Genomic DNA, 23,376 nt, shown 5'->3' with positions numbered 1-23,376 from the left:
TCGGTAAACCCCGAAGACTTCGACGGACAAACCCGGCTGGTCTTCCGCCTGGCCCTATTCGACTCCCGCCGATCGCGTGACGGCCACGCGGCAGGCTGGAGCGAATGCCTGGACCCGCTGGCTGAGCGGCTGGCCGGGGCCTGATCGCCCGGTTCGGCTCCGTGCCTTTCCACGCAGTTTTACACCCCGGAAAAAACCATGTTAAGGATCGTAGCCGTCGTAGTCATTCTTCTGCTGGCCGCCGTTCTCGTCTATGCCGCGACCAGACCCGACACCTTCCGTGTCCAGCGTACCACCGACATCAAAGCGCCGCCGGAGAAGATCTTTCCTCTCATCAACGATCTGCATAGTATGAATTCCTGGTCACCGTACGAGAAAAAGGACCCGGAGATGAAGCGAACCTACAGCGGCGCCCCGGACGGCAAGGGCGTCGTGTACGAATGGGACGGCAACCAGGAAATCGGCCAGGGGCGTATGGAAATCACGGAGTCGTCTCCTCCGTCCAGGATCGCGATGAAACTGGACTTCATCAGGCCTTTCGAGGCCCACAACATGGTCGAGTTCACGCTGCAATCCAGGGGCGATACCACTCAAGCCACCTGGGCCATGTACGGCCCCCTCCCCTACATTTCCAAACTCATCGGAATTTTCATCAGCATGGACAAGATGATCGGCAAGGATTTCGAGGCCGGTCTCGCGCGCCTGAAGGCCATCGCAGAGGACCCCGGACACTGAGCGTGCCGGACTTTGCCGGGCAGACTGCCGGGTGCGGCACGGCCTGACCGGCCCGCGCCGCGATTCAGGACGGCATCGCCAAGAAGGGTGCGGTATTCGTCGGCATGAGCAGCCAATATTTTATCCGGGTAAAATTGACGCCGTCTTTTACCCGGGTAAAATGATTTCGTAACTTTTTGACGAGATCATTTTTATGAGTATTAACCCGCAACCGATGTGGATCGCGTTTGCAGGCGCCAAACGCATCGCCCTGGGTCCGCCGCGTGACGTGGCCTCCGAAGTAAAGGCTTTCGTCGATACCGATAGCCAGGATATGGTTTTGATTTTCGATGCCGTGACGAGCCGGCCCGTGGAACTCGATCTTCGCCGCTCGGTGACGGAGGTTCTCGACCGATTGCCGCAAACCTCCGTCCCCGCGGCCGAGCCGGCCCCGCACGGAGCCGCCGGCGTGCCGCGAGCGGCCGGACGCCCGAAGCTCGGGGTTACGGCACGGGAAGTCACCTTGTTGCCTAGGCATTGGGAATGGCTGGCTTCTCAGCCCGGCGGCGCCTCGGTGGCCCTGAGAAAACTCGTCGAGCACGCCATGCGCGCGAACAAGCAGGACGACCAGATCCGCCGGGCGCGGGAAGCGGCCTATAAATTCATGAATGCCATGGCCGGAAACGAGTCCGGCTTCGAAGAAGCCATCAGGGCCTTGTTTGCCGGCGATCACGGCCGGTTGGTCCAGGCTGTCGCGAACTGGCCGGACGACGTACGAACCCACGCGGTCGCCCTGGCGGAAGCGGCTGCGATTACCCGGCCCGAGCGGGAAACGGCGCAGCCGCGGGCATGAACCTACGGCTTTCTTCGCGCAGCACCCGCGGACCGGGCGTTTGAGCCCCGGATTCCGGAATGGCTGCCGACTTGCGAAAGATTTCGGCTTTCTCGGGCGTGGCCAGCGTCTTCGAATACCGCCCCGCTGAACCGCGGCAAAGCACGCTCCGGCAAACCGGCGCACGCGGTTCGAATAGAGTTTCGGATCGCCGAAAGCCTGAACCATCATCTCCAACCGGAAAGGAGCAAGGATATGACCGTTAAACCCATCCCTGACGGCTACCACAGCGTGACACCGTACCTGAGTATTAAAGGTGCGGCCGAGGCCATCGAATTTTACAAACGGGCATTCGGCGCAGTGGAACTCTTTCGCCTGGCCGCCTCTGGCGGTGAAATCGGGCACGCCGAAATCCGAATCGGCGATTCGGCCATCATGATGGCCGACCCGTGCGAGACGAGCGCGTTCCGAAGCCCCGAGGCGCTGGGCGGTTCGTCGGTCGGCCTCCATATGTACGTGGAAGACGTGGATACGCTGTTTGCCCGCGCGGTAAACGCGGGCGCGAAAGTTGTCAGGCCGGTACAAGACCAGTTTTACGGTGACCGCACCGGCACACTGGAAGATCCGTTCGGGGGCGGTGGGTTTAAGTAGTTTATATACTACAATGTACAATTATTTCTTAGCTTAAGCATTGACTGGACCAATGGCCTATCAAACGATTCCGTGCAAATACTGTAAAAGTTCCGATGTGGTGCGCTATGGTACACAGAGTGGTTACCCCCGCTTTCGTTGCAAGCACTGTGGGCGCACCTTCAAGACCGAATACATTTACCGGGCCTACGAGTCCGGTATCAAAGAACAGATTGTTGACATGGCGATGAATGGCAGTGGTATTCGAGATACCGCTCGTGTTCTCGGGATTGGGAAAAACACAGTCATGTCTACACTGAAAAAAAGTCCACCGAAGTGGTCACGGTGAATCCTTACATCGGCTCTCGGGAAATCGCCGTGGAAATCAGGCATCTCTATTGATTCGCCGATGGATGTTCAGGCGGACGAACAGTGGAGCTATGTGGCTCGCAAGAAGAACCAACGTTGGCTCTGGTACGCCATCGACGCCGCCACCGGATGCATTTTGTCATTTGTGTTTGGGCGGCGCAAAGAGGACGTTTGCGAACAATTGATCGCCAATCTGCGCGTTTTCAATATTCGAACCTATTACACCGATGATTGGCCAAGCTATGCGGCGTTCATTCCGGCAAACCAGCACGTCATTGGTAAGAAATATACGCAAAAGATCGAAAACAAAAACCTTTTGTTACGCACTCGCATCAAGCGCTTAACTCGCAAAACGATCTGCTTTTCAAAATCTGAGTTGCTTCACGATGGGGTGATCGGCCTCTTCATTAATCGCCACTGCTTTCAACTAAATTGACCCACCACCCGTTCGGGCATGTCTGGTTCCTCGCTACCCGCAAGGAAGAGCTCACTCCCGATGAGATCGCGAGACGCGCCGCGGCGCTGTCCGAGCAAAACAACGCTTAGCGCGGCAAATGTCCTTCTCGAACGACAACGGCGCTGAACGGGTACGCGAGACGGTGGACGCCGTCTACCGTTCCGATTCGCGCCGCGTGTTCGCCACCCTGGTGAGATTGCTCGGCGACTTCGACCTTGCCGAAGAAGCGCTGCACGACGCCTTCAGGGCGGCACTCGAACAGTGGCCGAAACAAGGCGTGCCGGCTAATCCGCGGGCATGGCTGGTTTCCGCGGGCCGCTTCAAGGCCATCGACAACCTGCGCCGGAGCGCCCGGTTCGTCGCTTTGCCGGAAGACGCGGCCGAACGGCCCGACAGCGACGACCCCACGGAACGGGACGACGCGCATTTCGAACACGGTGCCGCCTCGCTGACCGAACTCGCCGAAAGGAGCGCTGTCGGCGTCGTCGATCCCGCCTTTTGGGATGAAGACGCGGTCGAAGACGACCGGCTGCGGCTGATCTTCACCTGCTGCCATCCGGCCCTGGCGCCGGACGCACAGGTCGCGCTCACCTTGCGCGAAGTCTGCGGCCTTACCACGGAAGAGATCGCTCGCGCCTTCCTCGCCGCGCCGCCCACGCTGGCCCAGCGCATCGTGCGCGCCAAGGCCAAGATCCGCGATGCCCGCATTCCCTATCAGGTACCGGCACGGGAGGATCTGCCGGAGCGTGTGGATGCGGTGCTGCGCGTCATCTACCTGGTGTTCAACGAGGGTTACTCCGCCTCGCTGGGCGGATCCGTGACGCGGCACGATCTGTCGGAGGAAGCCATCCGCCTCGTAAGGCTGCTGATCGAACTGCTGCCGGAACCCGAAGCGCAAGGCCTCCTGGCGCTCATGCTGCTGCACGAATCACGCCGCGCCGCGCGCACCTCGCCCAGGGGCGAACTGATACTGCTCGACGAGCAGGACCGAAGACTTTGGAACCGGAATCGGATCGAGGAAGGCTGCGCCCTGGTGGAGCGCGCGCTGTCGTCGCGCCGGTTCGGCCCGTATACGCTGCAGGCGGCGATCGCAGCCGTGCATGCCGAAGCGGCTGATGCCGCCGAAACCGACTGGGCCCAGATCGTCGGGCTCTACGATTTCCTCCTGCGCGCCGAACCGTCACCGGTAGTGGAACTGAACCGCGCCGTAGCGGTGGCGATGCGGGATGGCCCCGCCGCCGGTCTCGTTCTGATTGACGCAATACTGGCTCGCGGCGATCTCAAGGATTATCACCTGGCGCATGCCGCCCGCGCCGACCTGTGCCGACGCTTGGGGAGAGCTTCGGAAGCCCGCGCCGCCTACCAGCGGGCGCTCGGCCTGACACGGCAGGAACCGGAGCGGCGGTTTCTCGAGCGGAGACTGAACGCGCTGCCGGATTGATACCCGATTAGGCCGCGCGGCCGTAACTCACCGATCGGCCTCGAATCGGTGAATTACGCGGAGCCTGTCGAAGGGCCTGTCCTGAGCTCCGTCGAAGGGCTAACCCGCCATTGATGGGTTTCGCTTCGCTCTGCCCATCCGATTAAGTAAGCTCCGATTAAGTCTCCAATTCGGAGAAGCGACCTGTGCAACGGATTGATCCAACAGGCCCTCACCTAACCCAATCACTCCGTACAGTCCCTGTGCGGAGCCGCAAGCTTTCTTAATGTTCACTTGAGTGCCGAATGGAATGAGACGCGCGAAGCATTCGGCTGCTATCATTCACGCCACTTGGCGTCATCGGCTCCGGTTTAAAATCTACAGCTTTTCACGAGAAAGAATCCCCATGCTCTATCGCGGTAGTTGTCATTGCGAAGCCATCCAATTCGAAATCGAGGCGCCCGAGCGAGTCGTTTGCCAGGACTGCAATTGCTCGATTTGTTCCAAGTCCGGCTTCCTGCACCTCATCGTTCCCAAGTCGCAGTTCAAACGCCTGAAGGGCGAGGAGAACCTTACCGTCTACACCTTCAACACCGGGGTCGCAAAGCATCTGTTTTGCAAGATCTGCGGCATCAAGCCCTATTACATTCCAAGATCCAACCCCGACGGCTACGACGTGAATGTCCGCTGTCTGATGCCTCAGCCCAGGGAATTGGTTATCGAACCTTTCGACGGCCAAAACTGGGAGTCTCACGCACACGCCCTGGCTCATCTCAGCCGGGAAGCCTGACCGTTCCCGGCGAGCGACTGCTCCCCCGACCAGGCACAGGAGGATTCCAAAGGGTCGTCTTTTTGCACCACGTTGGTCTCGATGATTTCCCGTGCCCTATTTTCCGCGGCGGCGAGTTCGTCGCTGAAAATATCGGTTGCGTATGCGTCGGCGGAGACTTCCGCGAGCGACGTGTCCAACGGCCGGCCGGATTCATCGATATGGATGGAGGTTACCGTGGAAAGACCGGGGCGGATAGGGCGTTTCAGAATCTCGTCCTTGTGCAGGGCGATGCGCACAGGCACCCGCTGGACGATGTGGATGAAATTCCCGGTCGCATTGTCCGGCGGCAGCAGGGCGAACACGCTGCCGGTGCCCGGTACCAGACCTTCGACCGTCCCGTGATAAACCCGGCGCCGGCCGTAGAGATCGACAATGATTTCGGCCGATTGTCCCGGCCGCACTTTCCGCAGCTCGGTTTCCCGCAGGTTGGCCTCCACCCAGAGATGGTCCAGCGGCACCACCATGAGCAGAAGATCCCCCGGATGGACTCGATCCCCCACCTGAGCTTTGCGTTTCGCCACGTAACCCGACACCGGCGCACGGATGCGCTGCCGGACGAAATCCAGGTAGGCGTCGATGAATCGGTGCTTGGCGGCCTCGATCTCGGGGTGTTCCGTGCGGCTGGTCCCGCCCACCCGCGCTTCTATGGATTTGAGTTCGGCTCCGACTTCCCGCAATTCCGCTTCCAGGGCGGTCATCTGGTCCTCGGCATTTTGCAGCACCTGCTCGGAAACCGAACCGCTCGGATACGCCTGGCGGAAACGGACCACGTCGTGGCGCACCCGCGCCAGCCTGGCCGAGCGCGCATCCAGTTTCCGGCAGAGTTGCTGGCGTGTCGCGAAAAGCGCGCCGATCCCGCGCACGGTTCGACCCAAGTCGCCCTCGCGCTGGCCCAGGGCGGCATAAGCGCGGTGTTCGTCGAGCCGCACCAGCACGTCGCCTTTATTCACGAACTGGGTTTCCTCGGCCAAAATCCGGGTAATTATGCCGGTCGCGTCCGCTTCCACCGGGATCAGATTGCCGGCAACGAAAGCATTATCGGTCACGACCAGAAACCGGCCATGCATCCACCAATAAACGGCATAGGCGAGAGCGCACGCGATCACGCCCAGCGCCACCAACAAGAGACGGCGATTGCGCCGGGCGCGAATCGCCTTGGGATGAATCTTCATAGAACCTAATCGAATTTCCCGGAATTGTTTTTCTAATTTTGCGGTACGGACTGTACTTCAGCGCAACGGGATAGTGCCCGGGCTTGCGACATGGATGGATACGAGCGCTCTCAATCCGCAATCGGCTGCGGCCGAGCCGGATCGAGACCGCTGTCGTAGCCTCCGCCCAAAGCTTCGATCAGGTCGGTCATAGCCACCAGCTGATCGGTTTCCAGAATCTTCAGCGTGTACTCGTGATCCAGAACGGAATGCCGGCGCGCCAGCACGGCCCGGCGGTCGTCCAGCCCACTGCGGAGCCGTTCCTGCGCCAGCCCCAAGGCTTCCCGTTGCGAAGCCAGCAGACGGTTCTGCGCCTCGACGATGGTCCGGGTGTCGCGCCAGCTGCTGAGGCTGTCGGCCACCTCCTGCGCCGCCTGCAGCAGGGTCTTGTTATAAAGCTCGACCGCCTCGTCGTATTCCGCTCTTTGCACCGACAACTGTCCGCGCAGGCGTCCGCCTTCGAAAATAGGTAGCCGAACCCCCGGCGCGACGCCATACGCGAAGCTGTTTCCGGAGAACAGAATATTGGCGAGGGAACTCGCGCCCTTGGTCATGCGCAGAGCATTTAAACCGACGAAGGCCGTCATATCGACGGTCGGATAGAAACTGGCCTTGGCCACGCGTATCCGCTGCGCCGCCGCCTCCGCCCGATGCAGCGCCGAAGCGAGATCCGGGCGATGGACGAGCAGCTCCAATGGAAGCTTGACGGGCAGCGGAATTCGCTCGGGTAGCGACACGTCATCGCCGAACAGATGCCGCGTTGAATCCGGCCCGCGACCGATCAGGCGCGCCAGGAGGTTTCGCTGTAAATCCAGGTGGTCGCGCGTGAGGGCTTGGCGCTTGCCGGCCGCCTCCAGCTCGGATTCGGCCAGTTTGACCGGATCGGCGGCGTCCAGGCCCAATTGATAACGCGTTTCGGCGAGCCGGAGCAGTTGCCGCCGCAACTCCACCATGTCCTCCGCCAAACCGAGCTGCTGCCGCAGCGCGACCCCGCGGAAATAGCAACGGGCGATGGCGGCCGTCAATTGCAGGTGAACCTCGGCCTGCTCCGCCTCTTCCGCGGCGGCTTCGCCAAGAGCCGCTTCCAAGGCAGCGCGATTCTTTCCCCAGAAGTCGAATTCATAGCGGAAGCTCAAGGGATTGATCAATCCGGAAACGACGTGCGCACCTCTAAGCGCAACGTTGACCCCGTGCTCCGAGAACCGCGCCGTTGCGACCTCCGCCTCCGCATCCAGGAACGGCAACAGACGCGCCCCTTCGACACGAGCAAAGCCTTCCGCCGCACGCAGACGGGCCGCGGCGGCCTTGAGCCCGGGATTTTCCGCGAGCGCCATGGTCATCAAGCGGTTCAGCTCGGAACTGCCGAACTGCCGCCACCAGTTCTCCTCGGGCCACGAGCGCCCCGCCGTCAGAGGCTCGCCGTCGCGGGCTTCGGACAATTTGTGCGCCATGCCCGGGGGCTTCAAGTATTCCGCATGCCGGCCACCCGACGGAATCCACGCGCAGCCCCAGAGTTGAATCAGAAACAGCGCGCCGATGCCAAAACGCACGATCAGCCGACAATTCCCGATTCGTACACTCATGGCTGCTCCATCAGTTCTTCGGCCCGGGTTTCTCTCAAATCTTCCGCCCGGCTCGGGTGCAGCGGCCGGTGTGTGGGATGGGCCAGCCACACCAGGGCGGCCAGCCCGAGAAAAAGATAACTCCCCATCAGAAAAGCGTCGTTCAGAGCCAAAATCCCGGACTGCTGCTTTATGAGAGCAAAGAGCTTGCCCTGGACCATGGCGGGATCGAAACCGAGGGACTCCAGCCGTGAAGACAGCCGGGGCAGCAAATCAAGCGAGGGAAACCGGCGCCCGCCGAACTGATCGGCCAGGTGGAGCTGATGAAAGGGACTGCGCCGGAACAGCATGACACCCTGCAAGGTTATGCCGATCGCACCCGCGGCGATGCGCAGCAGCGCCGCTTCTTCGGCGGCTCGCACGACCTGCGCCGGGGACAGGCCGTGCAGCGCGATGGCCGTCAGCGGGGTAAAAAAAGATCCGAGGAAAAAGCCCAGAAGCAGCATGGGCCAAACGATTTGATCGAAAGATGCCGGGTCGTCGAAAAGCCCGATCCAGAACAAGGTGAATGCCAGCCCCAGCAGATTGAGGCAGGCGAACACCCGAGCGTCGACGCCCTTGACGAGCTCATGCATGACGGCGATGACCGGCGCCGCCAGGAAAATCATCATCAGGAACAGTATGCCGGCGAGCAACGAAGAATATCCCAGCAGCAATTGCAGCTGTACGATGAACAGGGACAGCAATCCCTGGATGGACAAAAACCCCGCGACCAGACACGTCACCCCGACGGCGAAATTGCGGTGGGTGAACAGCCGGATATCCAGCGCGGGGTGGCGTTCGGCCAATTCCCAGACCACGAAGCAAGGCAGTGCCACGAGAACTACGATCAGCAGGCCGCGCAGGAAGGCCGAATCGAACCAGTCGAAATCGTTGCCCTGGTTGAGAATGGTCTGGGTGCCGCCGAGCAGCAAGGCCAGCAGGATGAACCCCACGAAATCGAAACGGATGTAGCGGCGCTGAAATCCCCTCCCGTACAGCAGCGAGCCGGTCACACCGGCGATCGCGAGGGCGGATGGAATATTGAGATAGAACAGATAACGCCAGCCGACCTCGTCGGCAAGCCAACCGCCGATGGGAAAGCCGATCGTGAACGGGGCGAGGGTGAACAGGCCCCAGGTGCCGAGCCCCACCGATTTGAGCCGGGCGGGATACTCTTTCAGCAACAGAGCCTGGCCGATGGGAAGCGTGATGCCGCCGGCGAAGCCCAGAACAATGCGCGCCGGCAGGAACAGCCGCAAACTTTCGCTGACGGCACAGAAATAGGAAGCCGCCGCGTACACCACGAACGCCACGGCGAACAAGCGGTAATCGCCGAAGCGCCCCGACAGCCAGCGGGCGATGGGAAACGCCAGCGCCAGGGCGATCATGAAATCGGTCTGGGCCCAGGTGCCGAGACTCGGCAACACGCCCCCCAGGTCGCCGGCAACATGGGGCATCAAGGCGATGTACGAGCCGGCGTTGAACAGTACGATCATATGCCCCAGGCCGAGCGCGATATTGAACAGAACGAAGCGCCAGCCGCGCAGACGGCGGGGGAAGACGACCGTCACCGGGCCGGGACTCCTTCCGCAACCGAGGTTTCGAGGGTCGGCCCACCCGACAGGGCATTCCGCGGCGGCGAGCTCAGCCCCAGGTCGCTCAACCCCTGACTGACGAGCCGCGCACCCACTTCTACCACGAGTTCCTTGAACCTTTCCGCTTCATGATCGAGCAGCATTTGCGCGCTTCCCTTGACCGGAAAAGCCTCGGCATCGGTCCTGCCGATGACCTGCCCGGTCGCGGGGTTTATCAGTTTGACCAGCAACTGCAAGGGCGCCTGTGCCTCGAAAATCCGGTAAGTCCCGAGGCCGATTTCCAGAACGGCGTCGATGCGCTCCGCTTGGTACGAACGGTAATCCACCGCCGAGGTGTCCCGCTTGTACCACTCCCGGATGGCGCCATGCCAATGGGCGAGATTAGCGGTACGCTCGCGGGGAGAAATCGGCAGGCGGTAATAATGCCCGCCGGCAACCGCTTCGAGACCGCGGGAAGACAATTGCGATGCCGCCAGCCTCGCCAGTTCGAAGGTCGGCACCCAGTTGTCCGCGAGAGACGCGAGCGGTTCCAGACCCGGGATGATTTTATCGGCTGCGCGCGCCTGCCGGGGAACCGCTTCCTGAACGATATCGTCATGACTTACCAGGCCGGCGATCAAAACTCCGCCGGGATTCCTGTAGATTTTCATTTCCAGGAAAAGATCGAACGGTACGGTATCGTTTTGCCGATAGATGGGCAGCCGGGACTCGATCAGATCGGGCCTGACCTCGAGTGGCGGGGCCTCGACCGGAACCACGAGTACCTTGCGGATTTGGTTCGTATCGGCAACCGGCGGTTTGATCGGTGGAGCGAGGCAGGCGCTCAAGGTCGCCAGCAGGACCAATAATACGCTATAACGCTTCATGGGCGGATACCACGGGCTATGGAATGTCGTGCCAGGTTGGAGCTCAGCCACTCGAGCGACTGGTTTTATCTGCCCATCGGCAGAATACCCTAGGCGCCGGCGCCTTCACCGAGTAATGCAATATTTCGGCCACAACTCAACTTACTGATTTTTAATGGCTTTTTTAACGAAAAACATTATATCGTCGTCACAATGACATCGACTCGATAACAAATCGACGGGAAATGCGGCTGTTCGGATTCGAACGTCCGCTTGCATACGCGGAAACGACCCGATACAACATCCGATTTGCAATAGACTTGCACCGATGTCATCCTGACATCGGTGCTGTCAAACAAACTACGACTATTTGAGAATGACCGAGCGCTCGAAGACAAGAACGACCGAGACCGCGATTCGTGAGGCCGTCTTGAGTCTGACGGCGAATCTTTCCATGAAAGAGCGCATCGAAGGGTTTCTCGAGATTTTCGCCAAAGTCACGGGAAATCACGCGTGCGCGCTGTTGCGATTTCAAGACGGAATACTCGTGCCCGTGGCGACCCGGGGTCTCTCGCCCGAGGTCATGGGACGCCGGTTCGATCCGGAACAACATCCTCGGCTCGCGGCTATCCTGGGCTCGAGAACACCGGTCCGCTTCGAGGCCGACGACCCGCGACAGGATCCTTATGATTCGCTGCTGCTCAATGATGCCGGAGGCAAGCTGCCCGTCCATTCCTGTATCGGCTGCAGCCTCTATAACGAAAACACCCTGCTCGGCGTGCTCTCGGCGGATGCCTTGAAACCCGGCGTTTTCGACGGCATCGACGATCATATTTTTCAGACCTTCGCCGCCATCGCGACTGTGGCGTTGCGTCACGAGTCCTTTATCAGCGCGCTCGAAAGACTGGCCAGACATCGCGAACTGGTCACCAGCGAACTGGTCAACGAGGCTTTACAACGCGGCGGCCGAATACTCGGCGAAAGCCTTGCCTTGCAGGAACTGAAGCGCAACATCGGCATCGTCGCCCGATCCGATCTGACAGTCCTGGTGATGGGCGAAACCGGGGTCGGAAAGGAAGTCGTGGCCCGCGTCATACACGCACAGTCGCTACGCGCCGATCAGCCCCTGGTGTACGTGAACTGTGCCGCTCTACCGGAATCCCTGGCGGAAAGCGAGCTGTTCGGGCATGTCCGTGGAGCCTTCACCGGCGCCGTCACCGATCGCGCCGGAAAGTTCGAGCTGGCGGAAGGAGGAACCTTGTTTCTGGACGAAGTCGGCGAACTCCCCCTCTCGATCCAGGCGAAGCTGCTGCGCGCCTTACAATTCGGCGAAATCCAGCGGCTCGGCTCGGACAGGAGCCATCAGGCCGACGTCCGCATCATCGCAGCGACCAATCGACAGCTCGCCGAAGAGGTGAAGGCCGGGCGGTTCCGCACCGATCTTTATCATCGGCTGAGCGTGTACCCCCTCAATGTACCGCCGCTACGGGAGCGGACAACGGACATAGCGCCCCTCGCCGGATATTTCCTGGACCAGGCGCGGACACGTCTGGGTCTGGACCGGGTCAACCTGGCGCCGGCGACGATCGAAGCGCTGGAATCGTATGCCTGGCCCGGTAACGTGCGAGAACTCGAACACGTCATTCTCCGCGCCGCTCTGCGCGCCTCCGCCGATCGCGGACGTTCGCTGACCTTGCAACCCGAAGATTTGGACATCAGTCCCGAAGCCCAGCGCGGCATGGACATCAAGACCGGCCTGCCGGAGCGAACGAATCCGGTGCCGCTTACACGCGCCGTGGACGATTTTCAACGGCAGCTGATCCTCAAGACCCTGAACGAAAGTCGCCAGAATTGGTCGGAAACGGCACGCCGCCTGGGACTCGACCGGGGCAATCTGCATCGTCTCGCCAGACGTCTCGGCCTAAAGCCGGCCAGCCGCGCGGACTATCAATCAGGCCCGTAAATACCCTCCGGGCATTTCGGATCGCCGCCAAGACCGGTACGGGTTTAGAGCATTTTCATCTCGCTCATAGGGCAAAACAGGCTTGGCGGAAGTCGTTGGCGCCTTCGGCCCGGATAGATCGCCTCTAGCCATCGTCGGCAATCCCTTGCCGACGAACCGGCCGGCCCAACGGCAGCGTCGGCAAAAGATTGCCGATCTACTCGCGAGCTCCCGTTGATTGAATACCAAGCGGAAGGCCAATGCTTAGCCTTCGGCCTTCTTCCGGTTCTCAGCCGCTTGGGACAGCCTTGCCATTCCGGCAACGCTTGCTCCTGGCCGGACGAGCAGAAGACTTTCACCCCCAAGCGAGTGTGCCCTGCCGGGCGCGGCACAAAAAAAGCCGGACATCGTCCGGCTCGAGATTAAGGAAAGCAACCATAGTCTCAAAACTTCGACTACTATGTTGCCAAAAAGTTTAGCTTTGACCAGGTTGCCGGCAAATCGTGGGGATCGCGGCGGGCAATCAGACCTTGCTCACGTCGGAGCGGCAGCCAAACCACGAATTCGGTGCCCCGCCCTTCCCCATCGCTGGAAACCCCCACTCTCCCGCCATGCATTTCGATCAGGCTTCGCACCAATGAAAGCCCGATGCCCAAGCCACCCTGGCTGCGGTCCAAAGATCTCGGCCCCTGGGTGAACAAATCGAAGATGTGGGGCAAAAGCTCGGGTGGTATGCCGATCCCTTCATCCCTGATGCGCACGGCCGCTTCGCCCGATTCGATCTCGACCGAGAGCCAAATTCGCCCGCCTTCATTGCTGTACTTTGCGGCATTGTTGAGGATGTTGGCCAAAGCTTGGGTGAGACGAACCTCGTCTCCGTCCAGATCGATGTCAAGCGGCCCCGATTCAACGATGAGCCTGAGCTGGCGAGCCTTGATCAGGGGCAAATTGACTTCTACCGCTCGAACGATGACGGCGGCAAGGTTGAGCGGGACGGGGTGGAGCGTAATCTGTCCGCGGGTAATCCTGGACACGTCGAGCAACTCGTCGATCATTCTGGACATTTGGGCCGCCTGGCGATCCACGACTTCCCGAGCCCACTCGGCCCTGGGCTCCTGCAAATCCAGGCGGCGCAACACTTCGATCGCATAGCGGATCGATGCCAGTGGATTACGCAGTTCGTGAGCCAGCATCGCGAGGAATTCATCTTTTCTCGGCTGAGCCGGAACGGTGTCTTCGGCGGGTATCGAATGCTCAATGTCCATAACCTGGACGGTACAGTCGGATGGCGGCATAACTCTCAACGCACAGTCTTTATTGTCCACTGAAAACACCCTTTGTCGGACCATTCGGCATCTGAACGAACACTGATTCCGCCGACTGCTCCGGCTAATCTAAAAGCTCACGGAGCAGCGGATTCACACCGGCAAAGCCAGCCGTCCCGCGACCGAACCCCGATCGCGGTCGAGTGTCCTACCGGTTCTCGCGAAGGCGGGAAAAGGACGAGTCAAACAGAAGAGCGAAACCTCACTTTTCCTAATCATCGAAACTCGGATACAGCCGGGCTTCGTTCTGCTGCTCACGGTCATACTCCATTTGACAATCGATGCAGCGCACCGCTCGCGGATTGGCCGCAAGACGCTCCAGAGGAATAGGCGCATCGCAATCCAGGCAAATCACCAGACCGCATTCGGGATCGGTGACTTGCTGCTCGTTTTCGGCCGATGACGCTTTAAGGCGTTGCAAGGCCTCGGCCCGCGTACATTCCTCGACAATCTGGGCAATATCAATGTAGTCCATGTCGTCAGCCTCCTTGAAAGTAAGAGAGAAGTTCCGCCCAGAGCCTTATTTACAGGCACATCGGGCGACCTAACCCCTTCGAGAAAGTCACGACTTATTCAGTTCCCACTACCGTATTGGTACTTAATGGTGTAGGGGAAGACGAACCGGCGATATAAGTTTGTGCACCTAAGGAAGCCTACTTAAGTTATGCCACGGATTGATGGCGCGTTTCCTTGAACCTAGAAACGGCGGATGCACCCATGCAATTTGAGGAAGCTCTGATTAAGTCCTTCGACAGGCCCAGGACAGGCCCTTCGACAGGCTCAGGACAGGCCCTTCGACAGGCTCAGGACAGGCCCTTCGACAGGCTCAGGACAGGCCCTTCGACAGGCTCAGGACAGGCTTGTCGAACGCTCTCCCGAGCCTGTCGAAGGGCATGTACGGAAGCAACTTGATCAGAGCTTCCTTAACGACTGGCGGTAGGCTGTACTGAGCGCCGTCAAAGGGACGCCCGAAACTCGGTCGTCGGTCCAGGGTTACCGGCAGGTCCGGAAATGCCAACGGATCGAGGTGGCGGCAATCCTTTGCCGACCGGGCTGCAATGGCTTTCTGCATCCGTCTCTCAGGGGATCAATCGGCTGGGACGTTCTGCTCGAACTTCGAGAATTCATCCTCATCCAGCTGGCCGTCTCGATTGCTGTCCAGCTCTTGCCACTGCTCCATCAACTTACTGTCCGCACGACCTTCGTCTTCTGACAGCAAGCCGTCACCGTTTGCATCCAGCTTCTTGAAGCGCTTGCTCTTGATTTCCTTTTCGACCTGGACCTGATGCGGACTCGCCGGAATGCCCTTCTCGATCTGCTGGCCGGGAGGCAGCTGAGCGGGAGGCTCGGCGGGTTGCTTGGTTACATCCAGGGATTTTTCAGTCGCCGTATCCGGACTGGAGGTTCCCGGCACTTGCTGCTGTTCGGCTGCCGCCAGGGACGCTCCCGATAATGCGAGTATGGCTAGTATGATCGATGATTTCATGACAGGCCTCGGTGTCTGTGACGAACATAAGCCTCAAAAGACCCTCCTCGTGTTTCGGGCCCAGGCTCACGCGGCTTATCGCCGTGCCGGGCATCCGCACTCCGGATTGACCCGGCCCATAACACTTAGGACCGGCTCATCTGGCGCTGGTTCTGAGGGCGTGGCGGAGGTACGGATTGCGGGAATTGGTCAGACCTGTGGGAATCGGAACCATCGCGCTCGGAGAACCGCACCGGGATGTTTTAGAAAGCTCTGATCAAGTTGCTTCCGTTCATGCCCTTCGACAGGCTCGGGAGTGCGTTCGACAAGCCTGAGCCCAGTCGAAGGGCCTGTCCTGAGAAGGAAAAACGAAGGGTTTCGCTCGCCCGGTCGCGTACGTTCTTAAGGTTCGGCTGACGCCGCCGGATATACGGTTATAGGGAGGAATCCCGGGCGGGCACCGCTCCCGGCACGCGCAGACAGCCACATCGGTCGCACCCCTTCCCGGCGGCAGCGGGACGCCGGGCGCACCGAACTGCGGTTTACGGAATATAAGTGACGATTGTCCCTATACGGAGTGACAATCCAGAGATTGAAGTCCGGTGACCGAACCCTGCTGGCTCTTGCCGACAGCCTTGTCCCGGTACATGGCCTGATCGGCTGATCTAAGCAATTCAGCCGTAGTGGAGCCATCTTCCGGAAATACGGCGATACCGACGCTGGTTCCCAGTACCGGCATGATCTTGTCGATTTCGTGGAGATCCACGAACGGCTGAAAAAAGGCTTTCTTGATCTTGCTGGCGACGGCTTCCGCTCCGCTTCTGTCTCCGACGTTCTGCAGGAGCACGACGAACTCGTCCCCTCCCAGTCTTCCAACCGTATCGGTCTCCCGGATGGAATGCTGGAAAATTCGGGCGGCGCGCTGCAACACTCGATCTCCGGTCTGATGTCCGTAGAAATCGTTGACCTGCTTGAAACCGTCCAGATCGAGGTAAATCAAGGCTACTTTCCGCTTCGACCGGTGCGCGTCGGCCAGCGAGCGGTCGAGCCGATCCATGAATAACTGACGATTGGGCAATCCCGTGAGAGGGTCGAAATTGGCCATCATGAACAACTTGTTATCCTCCTCCAGTTTGCGCTTCTCATAACGGTCGTGGACTCTTGCGACACTGAGAAAGACCAGGAGGAAGGCCAAAGATCCCACGAAGATCAGATTCAGCCGGTACCAATCGAGGTTCGCCCATCCCAACTGTTGCTCGATTTCGAGCAGGAAATGCTTCTCCGGCTCGCCGAAAGAACTGCGAAACTGCAACTTGGGAAACAAGGCGGTTTCGAGGGGTGTTGCCGGCAATGCGTCGGCGTGAATCAATCTATGGCTCGGCGTTCTGCCGGCACGCTCCGACTCGAATAAGGTCAGCGCCAGGGAAGCGGAACTGGAAGGCAGGTGGAACAGCGCTTTTATCCTGCATATCACGACGGCGAAGCTTTCGCCGTCGGCTAGTGTGACCGGCTCGACCAATGCGTACCCGCGATCGCCATTGCCCAGCAGGAACGAGCGGCTGGCGACGATTTTCCCGGACGCGAAGGCATGCTGGAAGGCGTTTCGAAGTACGGATACCGGATCCGAATCGACAGCCTCATGAAGCTGAAAAGACACGAATTCGTCCAAGGCTTCCTTTTCGAATTTCGGAACGGCACCCATGAAATAGATACCCGCATCCTGCCCCGCTATCAGGCGCGAATAACTGTTGATCTTTTCCCGATTCAAAGGCTCTTGGACCTTGAGGAAAGCGGCAAGGCTATGAGTCGCATCGACATAACGGCGCGCCTGCGATACCAACTGCGTTTGAACTAAAGCGGATGCTTCGGAAAACCGCTGGTTTTCCCGCTGAATGTCGAGAAACACGGCGAATGCCAGTCCCACGCAGGCAATCAGCAACCAGCAAATCGTCAGCAAGGCATACAAGGAAAACCGTCTAACGACTTGCTCGACTATCCCCTTTTGCAGTGATGCCGTGGCCTGCATGGTCTTTATGCTACTATTCGCTGCCGCCTGCCCGACCTGCAGGATTCCGGGATCGCGGCCGGAAAGGCAGTCCCGCCCGAGCGGGATGTACGATTCTGCATCTCTGCGAATCCACGACTGCAGGAGATTTTGGAAGAGGAGATACATGTTTAAACCCAGACTCGACATATTCCTTGCTTACCCGATCCATACCAGCGCGCTCATCGCAAACTTCCTGGTTCTGCTGTTTCTGCCCCTGGTACGCCCACCGATAACCCTATCCATGCTGCTCGTCGCGCTCCTGGTTTATTTCTCGATGTTTTTCGGCGCCAAATCGGCGGCTCGCGAAAAACAAGGACGCTTGTCGTCGAATGACGACGCTCAACCAGGCGGACGATGAACGGTCGTCCTGTCACCGCGGCAGTCCAAGAGGCTCGATTCTCAGCTTACATGCGGACTGCGCTGGAAAATGTGATTTAGTACCAAGTTCCGTACAAACCGTTCATCAAACAGAAATGCAAGAACCATGCACACCTCCTCCGCGTCGCTACCCCCTCAGCCGGAGAAAGCATGCCTTGGAGCGTTCGATAACTTTGCCCTCGTGACACCGAAACCCGACTCACCCGGCTTGCTGCGCCGCTTGGCGGCGCTGTTCTACGACACCCTCGTTCTCGTCGCGGTCCTTTTCGTCGCGACGCTGCTTATCCTGCCGTTTCATGACGGACAAGCCTTTCGTCCGAACCACGGGCTTTACAGCGGATATTTATCGATGGTCGGCTTCGCTTATTTCGGCTGGTTCTGGACCCACGGCGGCCAGACCCTGGGAATGCGCGCCTGGAAAATTCGCGTGTGCACGACATCCGGTGATTCCGTTTCCTGGGGTCAGGCCGCGATTCGCTTCATCTGCGGCTTGCTGTCCTTCGCCTGCTTCGGGCTCGGCTATATCTGGATATTGTTCGATTCCCGCCGGCGTGCCTGGCACGATCTCGCATCCCGGAGCAAAATCGTTTGGCAGGGCCGGCCGCTTTCCGAGAAAACCGCCATGACCTGAACGTCTAAGGCGAGTACGTCGTCGAACGGCGCAGCGAAGCGGAAACTTGCGCCGCGCCGACACGAGGATGTAAGAAAAGCGACGGAGATGTCTCATGCAAGAAATCGCCGATGTATTCGAGACGCCCGTATCGCGGGAAGTCTGGAAGTGGAAATATCGTCTCCCCGACGAAGCGAATCGCGACGCAACCGTTCGCGATACCTGGCGACGAGTGGCGCGAGCCTTGGCCGCCGCTGAATCCGGGCATTCCGCCCATTGGGAACGAGCCTTTTTCGAAGCCCTGGAAGACTTTCGTTTTCTCCCCGGAGGGAGGATTCTGGCCGGAGCCGGTAGCCGCAGCGAAGTCACCCAGTTCAACTGTTTCGTGATGGGTACCATCGAAGATTCCATCGACGGTATTTTCTCCGCGCTCAAGGAAGCGGCGCTGACCATGCAGCAGGGCGGCGGAATCGGTTACGACTTTTCCACCCTGCGTCCATCCGGCATGCCCGCACGCCGCTGCGGCGGTATCGCTTCCGGCCCGGTATCCTTTATGCGCATCTGGGACAGCATGTGCGCCACGGTTCTTTCCACCGGCGCCAGACGAGGTGCCATGATGGCCACCTTGCGCTGCGATCATCCGGACATCGAAACTTTCATCGGTGCCAAACGTGTGGCGGGGGAACTGCGAAACTTCAACCTTTCCGTGCTGATTACGGATGATTTCATGGCGGCGCTGGAACATGACCGGGATTGGCCGCTGGTATTCCCCATCAACACCGAGAAAACGCCCGCCGACTCGGAACAAATCGTGTCGAGGCGCTGGTCGAACACCGATTCCCCGGTTCCGTGCCGTGTCTTTCGCGTAATCAAAGCCCGAGACCTGTGGCATGCGATCATGCGGTCCACCTACGAATATGCCGAACCGGGTGTCCTGTTCATCGACCGCATTAACCGGCAAAACAATCTTTGGTACTGCGAACATATCTCGGCCACTAATCCGTGCGGCGAAATCCCCTTGCCCCCCTACGGCGCTTGCAATCTTGGCTCGATCAATCTCACCCGCTTCGTTACGGACCCGTTCGAAGACAAGGCCGCACTGGATTTCCAGGCCATCAAACGGATTACCGCCGTGGCGGTGCGCATACTGGACAACGTCATCGACGCAAGCCGGTTTCCGTTGCCGCGACAACGGGACGAGGCGCTTGGCAAACGGCGGCTGGGCCTGGGCGTTACGGGCCTTGCGGACGCGCTGGTCATGCTGGGACTGCGCTACGACGACGAATGCGCGGCCGAGCTTGCCGAAAAAATCATGCGAACCGTGTGTCTGGCAGCCTATCGGGCATCGGTGGAACTGGCGGGCAAAAAAGGTTGTTTTCCGCTATTCGATCCGGACAAATACCTCGACAGCGGTTTTGCCCGGACCTTGCCGCACACGATCAGGGAAGCCATTGCCGAGCGCGGCATTCGAAACAGCCATCTGCTGGCGGTGGCGCCCACCGGCTCCATCAGCCTGCTCGCGAACAATGTATCCAACGGGCTCGAACCGGCATTTGCCGAACGCTACCAGCGTCGCATCCTGTCACCCGTAGGCCTGCAAAACTACGACATCGAAAACTACGCGGTACGCTTGTGGAAGCGCCTGCGCTCGGAACCTACGCTACCGCCCGCGTTCGTCACCACCTTCGAATTGCCGCCGCATGCACACTTGCGAATGCAGGCGGCCATTCAACGCTGGGTGGATAACGCCATTTCGAAAACGGTTTATCTGCCCGAGGACTTTCCCTTTTCCGATATGGAATCACTGTACCGCCAGGCTTACGACATGGGCCTGAAAGGTTGTACCACCTACCGGCCCAATCCGGTTACCGGCGTCGTGATCAGTCCCTCGGAGCCCTTGTCGACTTCGTCCGTCTGCTGCGAACAGACCGATTAGACAGCCGCTCCGGACGGCACTGTCGTTGACGCACGACAAGCCGACGCGGAACGAAAAAAGAACGGGAAAAGGTTTCGAGGAAGGGTTGGGATACGCGGCGGGGCGTAAGAAGCGGCTGGACCTCGTTACGCCCCAATCCACGGCATGGTCAGTCGATTACGGGGCGGCGGTTGAGATTTTGTGGTTCTTGATTTCACCGCGCTGCATGCGAACGTGCTCCTCGAGCTGGCGCTTTGCGGCATCGAACGCATCGCGTAGTGCGACGTATACGTCCTCGTGTGCCTGCTTGTCGTGATGGTCGCGGCTGACCACGATCTGTTTCTGAGGCACGCTCAAATCGATTCTGACCTTATAGAGATTACCCTGGTGCTGATGATGATGCTCCGCTTCGACGGCGACTCTACAACTGATGATGTGATCGCAGAATTGCTCCAGTTTTGTGGCTTTCTCCCGAATACGGGTTTCAACGGCGTCGGAATGGGGAATTCCTCGAAACGTAATCTCTAGTGGAACTTGCATAGATCTTTCCCATTAAGTGTCGACTCTGTAATTGGCCCGAACGTGTCCGCCGAGCCCCGGTCCGGCACATGCCGTCCGGTTGTTCAAATGCTCGGTTTGTTTTCCGTAGTCCGGTCCATTCGTTTTACGATTTGCGAGCCCGTAAGGCTTGGTCTTTGCGGGTCGGACGAACGCTCAATCCCTTGTTTTCCGCGCCGCTCCGGGGACATGATATACAACCCGAAGTCTTTCTGTCGACTTACACCCCGGCGCGTTTCGCGCCTGGACTTAAATCTATGACATTTGTGCTCGGAAACGGTTGCCGGCCGATTCCGGCACTCGATCAGGGGGGTTTCGATCGCTCGATTTCGCGCAGCGCCGTCAACACCTCGTCGAGGTCGGTCTCGGTATGATCCGCGGTGATCTGAAAGCGGATTTCTTCATCCCCCTGAGGCACAACCGGATAAACGATGCCGGTCGCGAGAATGCCCCGCTCCCGCAGATGGGAAACCGTGCCTCGGGTCTTTTCCGTGTCCCTGAGCATTAACGGTACGACCGGATGTCCGCCGGGCAGCGTTTCCAATCCGGAATCGATCAATCCCTGCCGGAATCGGGCGGTCAGCTTCCGTAGCCGCTCGAGCCGGTGCTGGCCGTCGGAACCGCCGACGATCTCGAGCGATTTCGCGCCGGCGGCTGCTTCTCCCGGTGTGATCGGGTTGGAATAAATATAAAGCGGCGCTTTCTCGCGCAGAAAATCGACCAACAGCGAACTGCCGACGACATACCCTCCGTTGACGCCGAACGCCTTTCCCAAAGTGCCGATCAGAACATCCACGGGCCCGCTCCCGGCATATTCCTCGGTTCCCCGGCCGGTCTGCCCGAAAGCACCGACCCCGTGAGAATCGTCGACGACGAGGAACACCCCCTCGGCGAAATTCGCATCATGGTTCCGTGCCAGCGCCGCCAAGTCCTTGAGCGGAGCATGGTCGCCGCGCATGCTGAAGACACCATCGGTGACGATGACTGCGCGTCGGCAGGATCCTTCCGACTGCCGCAAAAACGTTTCGGCCTGATCGAGGTTCAAATGTTCGTAAACGAACTTCTCCTTGGGACGCGCCAGGCGAATCGCATTGATGATGCAGTTGTGGTTCAACTCGTCGCTGAGCACCGCGGTCTCGGGACTGATCAGCGTGGGCACGACGCCCATCACCGCCGCGTACGCCGAGCTGAACAGCATCGCCGCCTCGCGGCCGTGAAACTCGGCCAGGCGCTGCTCCAGCCGCACATGCGGCTCAAAGGTGCCGCTGATGAATCGCACGGCTGCCGGACCCGCGCCATAGGCCCGAACACCGTCCTCTTCGGCTTTCATCACGTCCGGGTGAAGCGCGAGTCCCAAATATCCGTTCGAGTTCATGCGGAGAAACGGACGGTCTCCCTCCCCTTGCAACCGATAACGGATGCCGCGTCCGTCGTGCGGCGGGAGAATGGCGGTAATGATCGCTTCCCGGCTCTTGCGCACGCCGGAACGGTCCAGCTGCGCCAACGCCTGCCTCAACAGAACTTCCATTCGGTCCATGGACATAAATTCACCTCATCGCTGAACGGTTGAGCTTGATAACGGCAAACCGGTGGCTATGGGAGCCGAAACAGACGAATTTCACGGAAGCGTGCTGATCCATGGGTACGGTCGGTCGCCGTTTCTAGCGTAATGTGCCTTGCAGTTTGGCTCGAATTTTTTCGAGCATGTCGCTGGTCATACGCGTTATGTCGAAATGCGGCGTCCAGCCCCATTCCAGCCGCGCCGCGCTGTCGTCCAGGGACTGGGGCCAGGAATCGGCAATGGCTTGACGCACGGGGTCCGCGTCGTAATCGATCGCGAAATCCGGAATCGTTTTCCGAATCTCCGCGGCCAATTCGCTCGGGGTAAAACTCATGGCGGTCACGTTGAACGCATTGCGGTGCTTCAGCCCGACGGCGTCGGCTTCCATCAGCGCCATCATGGCGCGAATCGCGTCGGGCATGTACATCATGTCGAGACGAGTGTCGGCCCGGAGGAAACAAGTGTAATGCCGATAGCGGATCGCCTGATAGAAGATCTCCACGGCGTAGTCGGTGGTTCCGCCGCCGGGCGGCGTCCGATAGGAAATGATCCCGGGCAAGCGCAAACCTCGAGCATCCACGCCGAACCGGTGAAAATAATAGTCGCAGAGCAATTCGCCGGTCAGTTTGGTGATGCCGTAGATGGTGGTCGGACGCTGGATGGTGTCTTGAGGCGTTTGCTCTCGTGGCGTGGTCGGTCCGAACGCGCCGATCGAACTCGGAAAGAACACGGCGCACCGGTATTGGCGGGCAACCTCCAGCATGCGATACAGACCGCCCATATTGACGTTCCAGGCCACTTGCGGCCGGTCTTCGGCCAGCGCGGAAAGAACCGCCGCCAGGTGATACACGGTCTCGATCCGGTAGCGGTGCACCACATCCTGAATCTGGCGCAACTGGGTACAGTCGAGATGTTCGAACAGGCCGTCGCCGGCTCCGGCAGGAGGCATGCGGATATCGGCCGCCACCACGCGATCCTCTCCGTATCGGGCCTTCAATGCCGGAACCAATTCCGAACCGATTTGACCGAGTGCACCGGTCACCAGAATTCGCCCCTGTGAACCCAT

The 23,376-nt window shown here is 59.6% G+C and carries 21 protein-coding genes and 1 pseudogene; 10 read left to right on the top strand and 12 right to left on the bottom strand.

The features are described from left to right. The first annotated feature begins 198 nt into the window (after positions 1–198). The 6 genes and pseudogenes from sS8_RS21075 to sS8_RS21050 all read left to right on the top strand — a co-directional run bounded on the left by sS8_RS21075 (position 199) and on the right by sS8_RS21050 (position 5,212). The gene (locus sS8_RS21075; RefSeq protein ID WP_119631486.1) at positions 199–735 is read left to right on the top strand and encodes an SRPBCC family protein; all 537 of its coding nucleotides are present in this window, start codon (positions 199–201) and stop codon (positions 733–735) included. A gap of 193 nt (positions 736–928) precedes the next feature. Beyond that, positions 929–1,567, top strand: a complete 639-nt coding sequence (locus sS8_RS21070; protein ID WP_119631485.1) for a DUF2239 family protein — start codon at positions 929–931, stop codon at positions 1,565–1,567. Between the two features lie 234 nt (positions 1,568–1,801). Further along, positions 1,802–2,197 (top strand): VOC family protein, encoded by a 396-nt coding sequence (locus tag sS8_RS21065; protein ID WP_119631484.1) that lies wholly within the window; start codon positions 1,802–1,804, stop codon positions 2,195–2,197. 52 nt (positions 2,198–2,249) lie between these two features. After that, positions 2,250–2,981 (top strand): annotated as a pseudogene (locus sS8_RS21060) (IS1 family transposase). A gap of 118 nt (positions 2,982–3,099) precedes the next feature. Further along, positions 3,100–4,443, top strand: coding sequence for an RNA polymerase sigma factor (locus tag sS8_RS21055; RefSeq protein ID WP_119631483.1), 1,344 nt, complete (start codon positions 3,100–3,102; stop codon positions 4,441–4,443). A 385-nt stretch (positions 4,444–4,828) separates the two neighbouring features. Continuing rightward, a complete protein-coding gene (locus tag sS8_RS21050; RefSeq protein WP_119631482.1) occupies positions 4,829–5,212 on the top strand; it encodes a GFA family protein in 384 nt (127 codons plus the stop codon). Here sS8_RS21050 and sS8_RS21045 read toward each other — a convergent pair. The 4 genes from sS8_RS21045 to sS8_RS21030 all read right to left on the bottom strand — a co-directional run bounded on the left by sS8_RS21045 (position 5,191) and on the right by sS8_RS21030 (position 10,530). After that, positions 5,191–6,426, bottom strand: coding sequence for an HlyD family secretion protein (locus sS8_RS21045; RefSeq protein WP_119631481.1), 1,236 nt, complete (start codon positions 6,424–6,426; stop codon positions 5,191–5,193). The genes sS8_RS21050 and sS8_RS21045 overlap by 22 nt on opposite strands. Positions 6,427–6,536: 110 nt before the next feature. After that, entirely contained in the window at positions 6,537–8,048 is a 1,512-nt protein-coding gene (locus sS8_RS21040; RefSeq protein WP_119631480.1) for an efflux transporter outer membrane subunit, read from the bottom strand. Next, complete coding sequence (locus sS8_RS21035; RefSeq protein ID WP_119631479.1) at positions 8,045–9,640, bottom strand: DHA2 family efflux MFS transporter permease subunit; 1,596 nt, start codon at positions 9,638–9,640, stop codon at positions 8,045–8,047. The genes sS8_RS21040 and sS8_RS21035 overlap by 4 nt, the downstream gene beginning before the upstream one ends. Beyond that, entirely contained in the window at positions 9,637–10,530 is an 894-nt protein-coding gene (locus tag sS8_RS21030) for a hypothetical protein (protein ID WP_119631478.1), read from the bottom strand. Before sS8_RS21030 ends, sS8_RS21035 begins: the two co-directional genes overlap by 4 nt. 355 nt (positions 10,531–10,885) lie before the next feature. Here sS8_RS21030 and norR point away from each other — a divergent pair, with 355 nt between their 5' ends. Next, the gene (gene norR, locus sS8_RS21025) at positions 10,886–12,472 is read left to right on the top strand and encodes a nitric oxide reductase transcriptional regulator NorR (RefSeq protein ID WP_119631477.1); all 1,587 of its coding nucleotides are present in this window, start codon (positions 10,886–10,888) and stop codon (positions 12,470–12,472) included. A 437-nt stretch (positions 12,473–12,909) separates the two neighbouring features. Here the strand turns inward: norR and sS8_RS21020 are convergent, their stop codons facing one another. The 5 genes from sS8_RS21020 to sS8_RS21000 form a co-directional block, all read right to left on the bottom strand. After that, positions 12,910–13,776: a sensor histidine kinase gene (locus sS8_RS21020; RefSeq protein WP_232020380.1), complete on the bottom strand. Its 867-nt coding sequence runs from the start codon at positions 13,774–13,776 to the stop codon at positions 12,910–12,912. A gap of 211 nt (positions 13,777–13,987) precedes the next feature. Next, a complete protein-coding gene (locus sS8_RS21015) occupies positions 13,988–14,251 on the bottom strand; it encodes a TraR/DksA C4-type zinc finger protein (protein ID WP_119631475.1) in 264 nt (87 codons plus the stop codon). A gap of 351 nt (positions 14,252–14,602) precedes the next feature. Further along, positions 14,603–14,848, bottom strand: coding sequence for a hypothetical protein (locus sS8_RS21010; RefSeq protein WP_119631474.1), 246 nt, complete (start codon positions 14,846–14,848; stop codon positions 14,603–14,605). Between the two features lie 15 nt (positions 14,849–14,863). Further along, entirely contained in the window at positions 14,864–15,262 is a 399-nt protein-coding gene (locus sS8_RS21005; protein ID WP_119631473.1) for an EF-hand domain-containing protein, read from the bottom strand. 547 nt (positions 15,263–15,809) lie between these two features. After that, positions 15,810–17,414 carry a GGDEF domain-containing protein gene (locus tag sS8_RS21000; protein ID WP_170161198.1) on the bottom strand — a complete coding sequence of 535 codons (1,605 nt, stop codon included), beginning with the start codon at positions 17,412–17,414 and terminating at the stop codon, positions 15,810–15,812. Between sS8_RS21000 and sS8_RS20995 the strand changes: the two genes are divergently transcribed. From sS8_RS20995 to sS8_RS20985, 3 genes are all read left to right on the top strand, one after another. Continuing rightward, on the top strand, positions 17,413–17,646 hold the full coding sequence (locus sS8_RS20995) for a hypothetical protein (RefSeq protein WP_119631471.1): 234 nt from the start codon (positions 17,413–17,415) through the stop codon (positions 17,644–17,646). The two genes, sS8_RS21000 and sS8_RS20995, sit on opposite strands and share 2 nt — an antisense overlap. Positions 17,647–17,847: 201 nt before the next feature. Beyond that, positions 17,848–18,297, top strand: coding sequence for an RDD family protein (locus tag sS8_RS20990; RefSeq protein WP_232020379.1), 450 nt, complete (start codon positions 17,848–17,850; stop codon positions 18,295–18,297). Between the two features lie 94 nt (positions 18,298–18,391). Then, positions 18,392–20,212, top strand: coding sequence for an adenosylcobalamin-dependent ribonucleoside-diphosphate reductase (locus sS8_RS20985; RefSeq protein ID WP_119631469.1), 1,821 nt, complete (start codon positions 18,392–18,394; stop codon positions 20,210–20,212). A 156-nt stretch (positions 20,213–20,368) separates the two neighbouring features. Here the strand turns inward: sS8_RS20985 and sS8_RS20980 are convergent, their stop codons facing one another. The 3 genes from sS8_RS20980 to sS8_RS20970 all read right to left on the bottom strand — a co-directional run bounded on the left by sS8_RS20980 (position 20,369) and on the right by sS8_RS20970 (position 23,376). Beyond that, positions 20,369–20,731, bottom strand: a complete 363-nt coding sequence (locus tag sS8_RS20980) for an HPF/RaiA family ribosome-associated protein (RefSeq protein WP_119631468.1) — start codon at positions 20,729–20,731, stop codon at positions 20,369–20,371. A gap of 322 nt (positions 20,732–21,053) precedes the next feature. Then, positions 21,054–22,292 (bottom strand): aminotransferase class I/II-fold pyridoxal phosphate-dependent enzyme, encoded by a 1,239-nt coding sequence (locus sS8_RS20975; protein WP_119631467.1) that lies wholly within the window; start codon positions 22,290–22,292, stop codon positions 21,054–21,056. Between the two features lie 118 nt (positions 22,293–22,410). Then, positions 22,411–23,376 (bottom strand): L-threonine 3-dehydrogenase, encoded by a 966-nt coding sequence (locus sS8_RS20970; protein WP_119632928.1) that lies wholly within the window; start codon positions 23,374–23,376, stop codon positions 22,411–22,413.

This window comes from Methylocaldum marinum (genome assembly GCF_003584645.1).
Lineage (GTDB): Bacteria > Pseudomonadota > Gammaproteobacteria > Methylococcales > Methylococcaceae > Methylocaldum > Methylocaldum marinum.
The sequence above is the reverse complement of the archived record's forward strand: the minus strand, read 5'-3'. Positions and strand labels throughout refer to the sequence as shown.

Bases quoted from the DNA above. Each gene is read 5' to 3' on its own strand.
- sS8_RS21030 (WP_119631478.1), bottom strand. From the start codon at position 10,530: ATGAAGCGTTATAGCGTATTATTGGTCCTGCTGGCGACCTTGAGCGCC.
- sS8_RS20970 (WP_119632928.1), bottom strand. From the start codon at position 23,376: ATGGGTTCACAGGGGCGAATTCTGGTGACCGGTGCACTCGGTCAAATC.
- sS8_RS20985 (WP_119631469.1), top strand. From the start codon at position 18,392: ATGCAAGAAATCGCCGATGTATTCGAGACGCCCGTATCGCGGGAAGTC.
- sS8_RS21070 (WP_119631485.1), top strand. From the start codon at position 929: ATGAGTATTAACCCGCAACCGATGTGGATCGCGTTTGCAGGCGCCAAA.
- sS8_RS21015 (WP_119631475.1), bottom strand. From the start codon at position 14,251: ATGGACTACATTGATATTGCCCAGATTGTCGAGGAATGTACGCGGGCC.
- sS8_RS21045 (WP_119631481.1), bottom strand. From the start codon at position 6,426: ATGAAGATTCATCCCAAGGCGATTCGCGCCCGGCGCAATCGCCGTCTC.
- sS8_RS20995 (WP_119631471.1), top strand. From the start codon at position 17,413: ATGTTTAAACCCAGACTCGACATATTCCTTGCTTACCCGATCCATACC.
- sS8_RS21075 (WP_119631486.1), top strand. From the start codon at position 199: ATGTTAAGGATCGTAGCCGTCGTAGTCATTCTTCTGCTGGCCGCCGTT.
- sS8_RS21040 (WP_119631480.1), bottom strand. From the start codon at position 8,048: ATGAGTGTACGAATCGGGAATTGTCGGCTGATCGTGCGTTTTGGCATC.
- norR (WP_119631477.1), top strand. From the start codon at position 10,886: ATGACCGAGCGCTCGAAGACAAGAACGACCGAGACCGCGATTCGTGAG.
- sS8_RS20980 (WP_119631468.1), bottom strand. From the start codon at position 20,731: ATGCAAGTTCCACTAGAGATTACGTTTCGAGGAATTCCCCATTCCGAC.
- sS8_RS21000 (WP_170161198.1), bottom strand. From the start codon at position 17,414: ATGTATCTCCTCTTCCAAAATCTCCTGCAGTCGTGGATTCGCAGAGAT.
- sS8_RS21005 (WP_119631473.1), bottom strand. From the start codon at position 15,262: ATGAAATCATCGATCATACTAGCCATACTCGCATTATCGGGAGCGTCC.
- sS8_RS20975 (WP_119631467.1), bottom strand. From the start codon at position 22,292: ATGTCCATGGACCGAATGGAAGTTCTGTTGAGGCAGGCGTTGGCGCAG.
- sS8_RS21010 (WP_119631474.1), bottom strand. From the start codon at position 14,848: ATGCAGAAAGCCATTGCAGCCCGGTCGGCAAAGGATTGCCGCCACCTC.
- sS8_RS21050 (WP_119631482.1), top strand. From the start codon at position 4,829: ATGCTCTATCGCGGTAGTTGTCATTGCGAAGCCATCCAATTCGAAATC.
- sS8_RS21055 (WP_119631483.1), top strand. From the start codon at position 3,100: ATGTCCTTCTCGAACGACAACGGCGCTGAACGGGTACGCGAGACGGTG.
- sS8_RS21065 (WP_119631484.1), top strand. From the start codon at position 1,802: ATGACCGTTAAACCCATCCCTGACGGCTACCACAGCGTGACACCGTAC.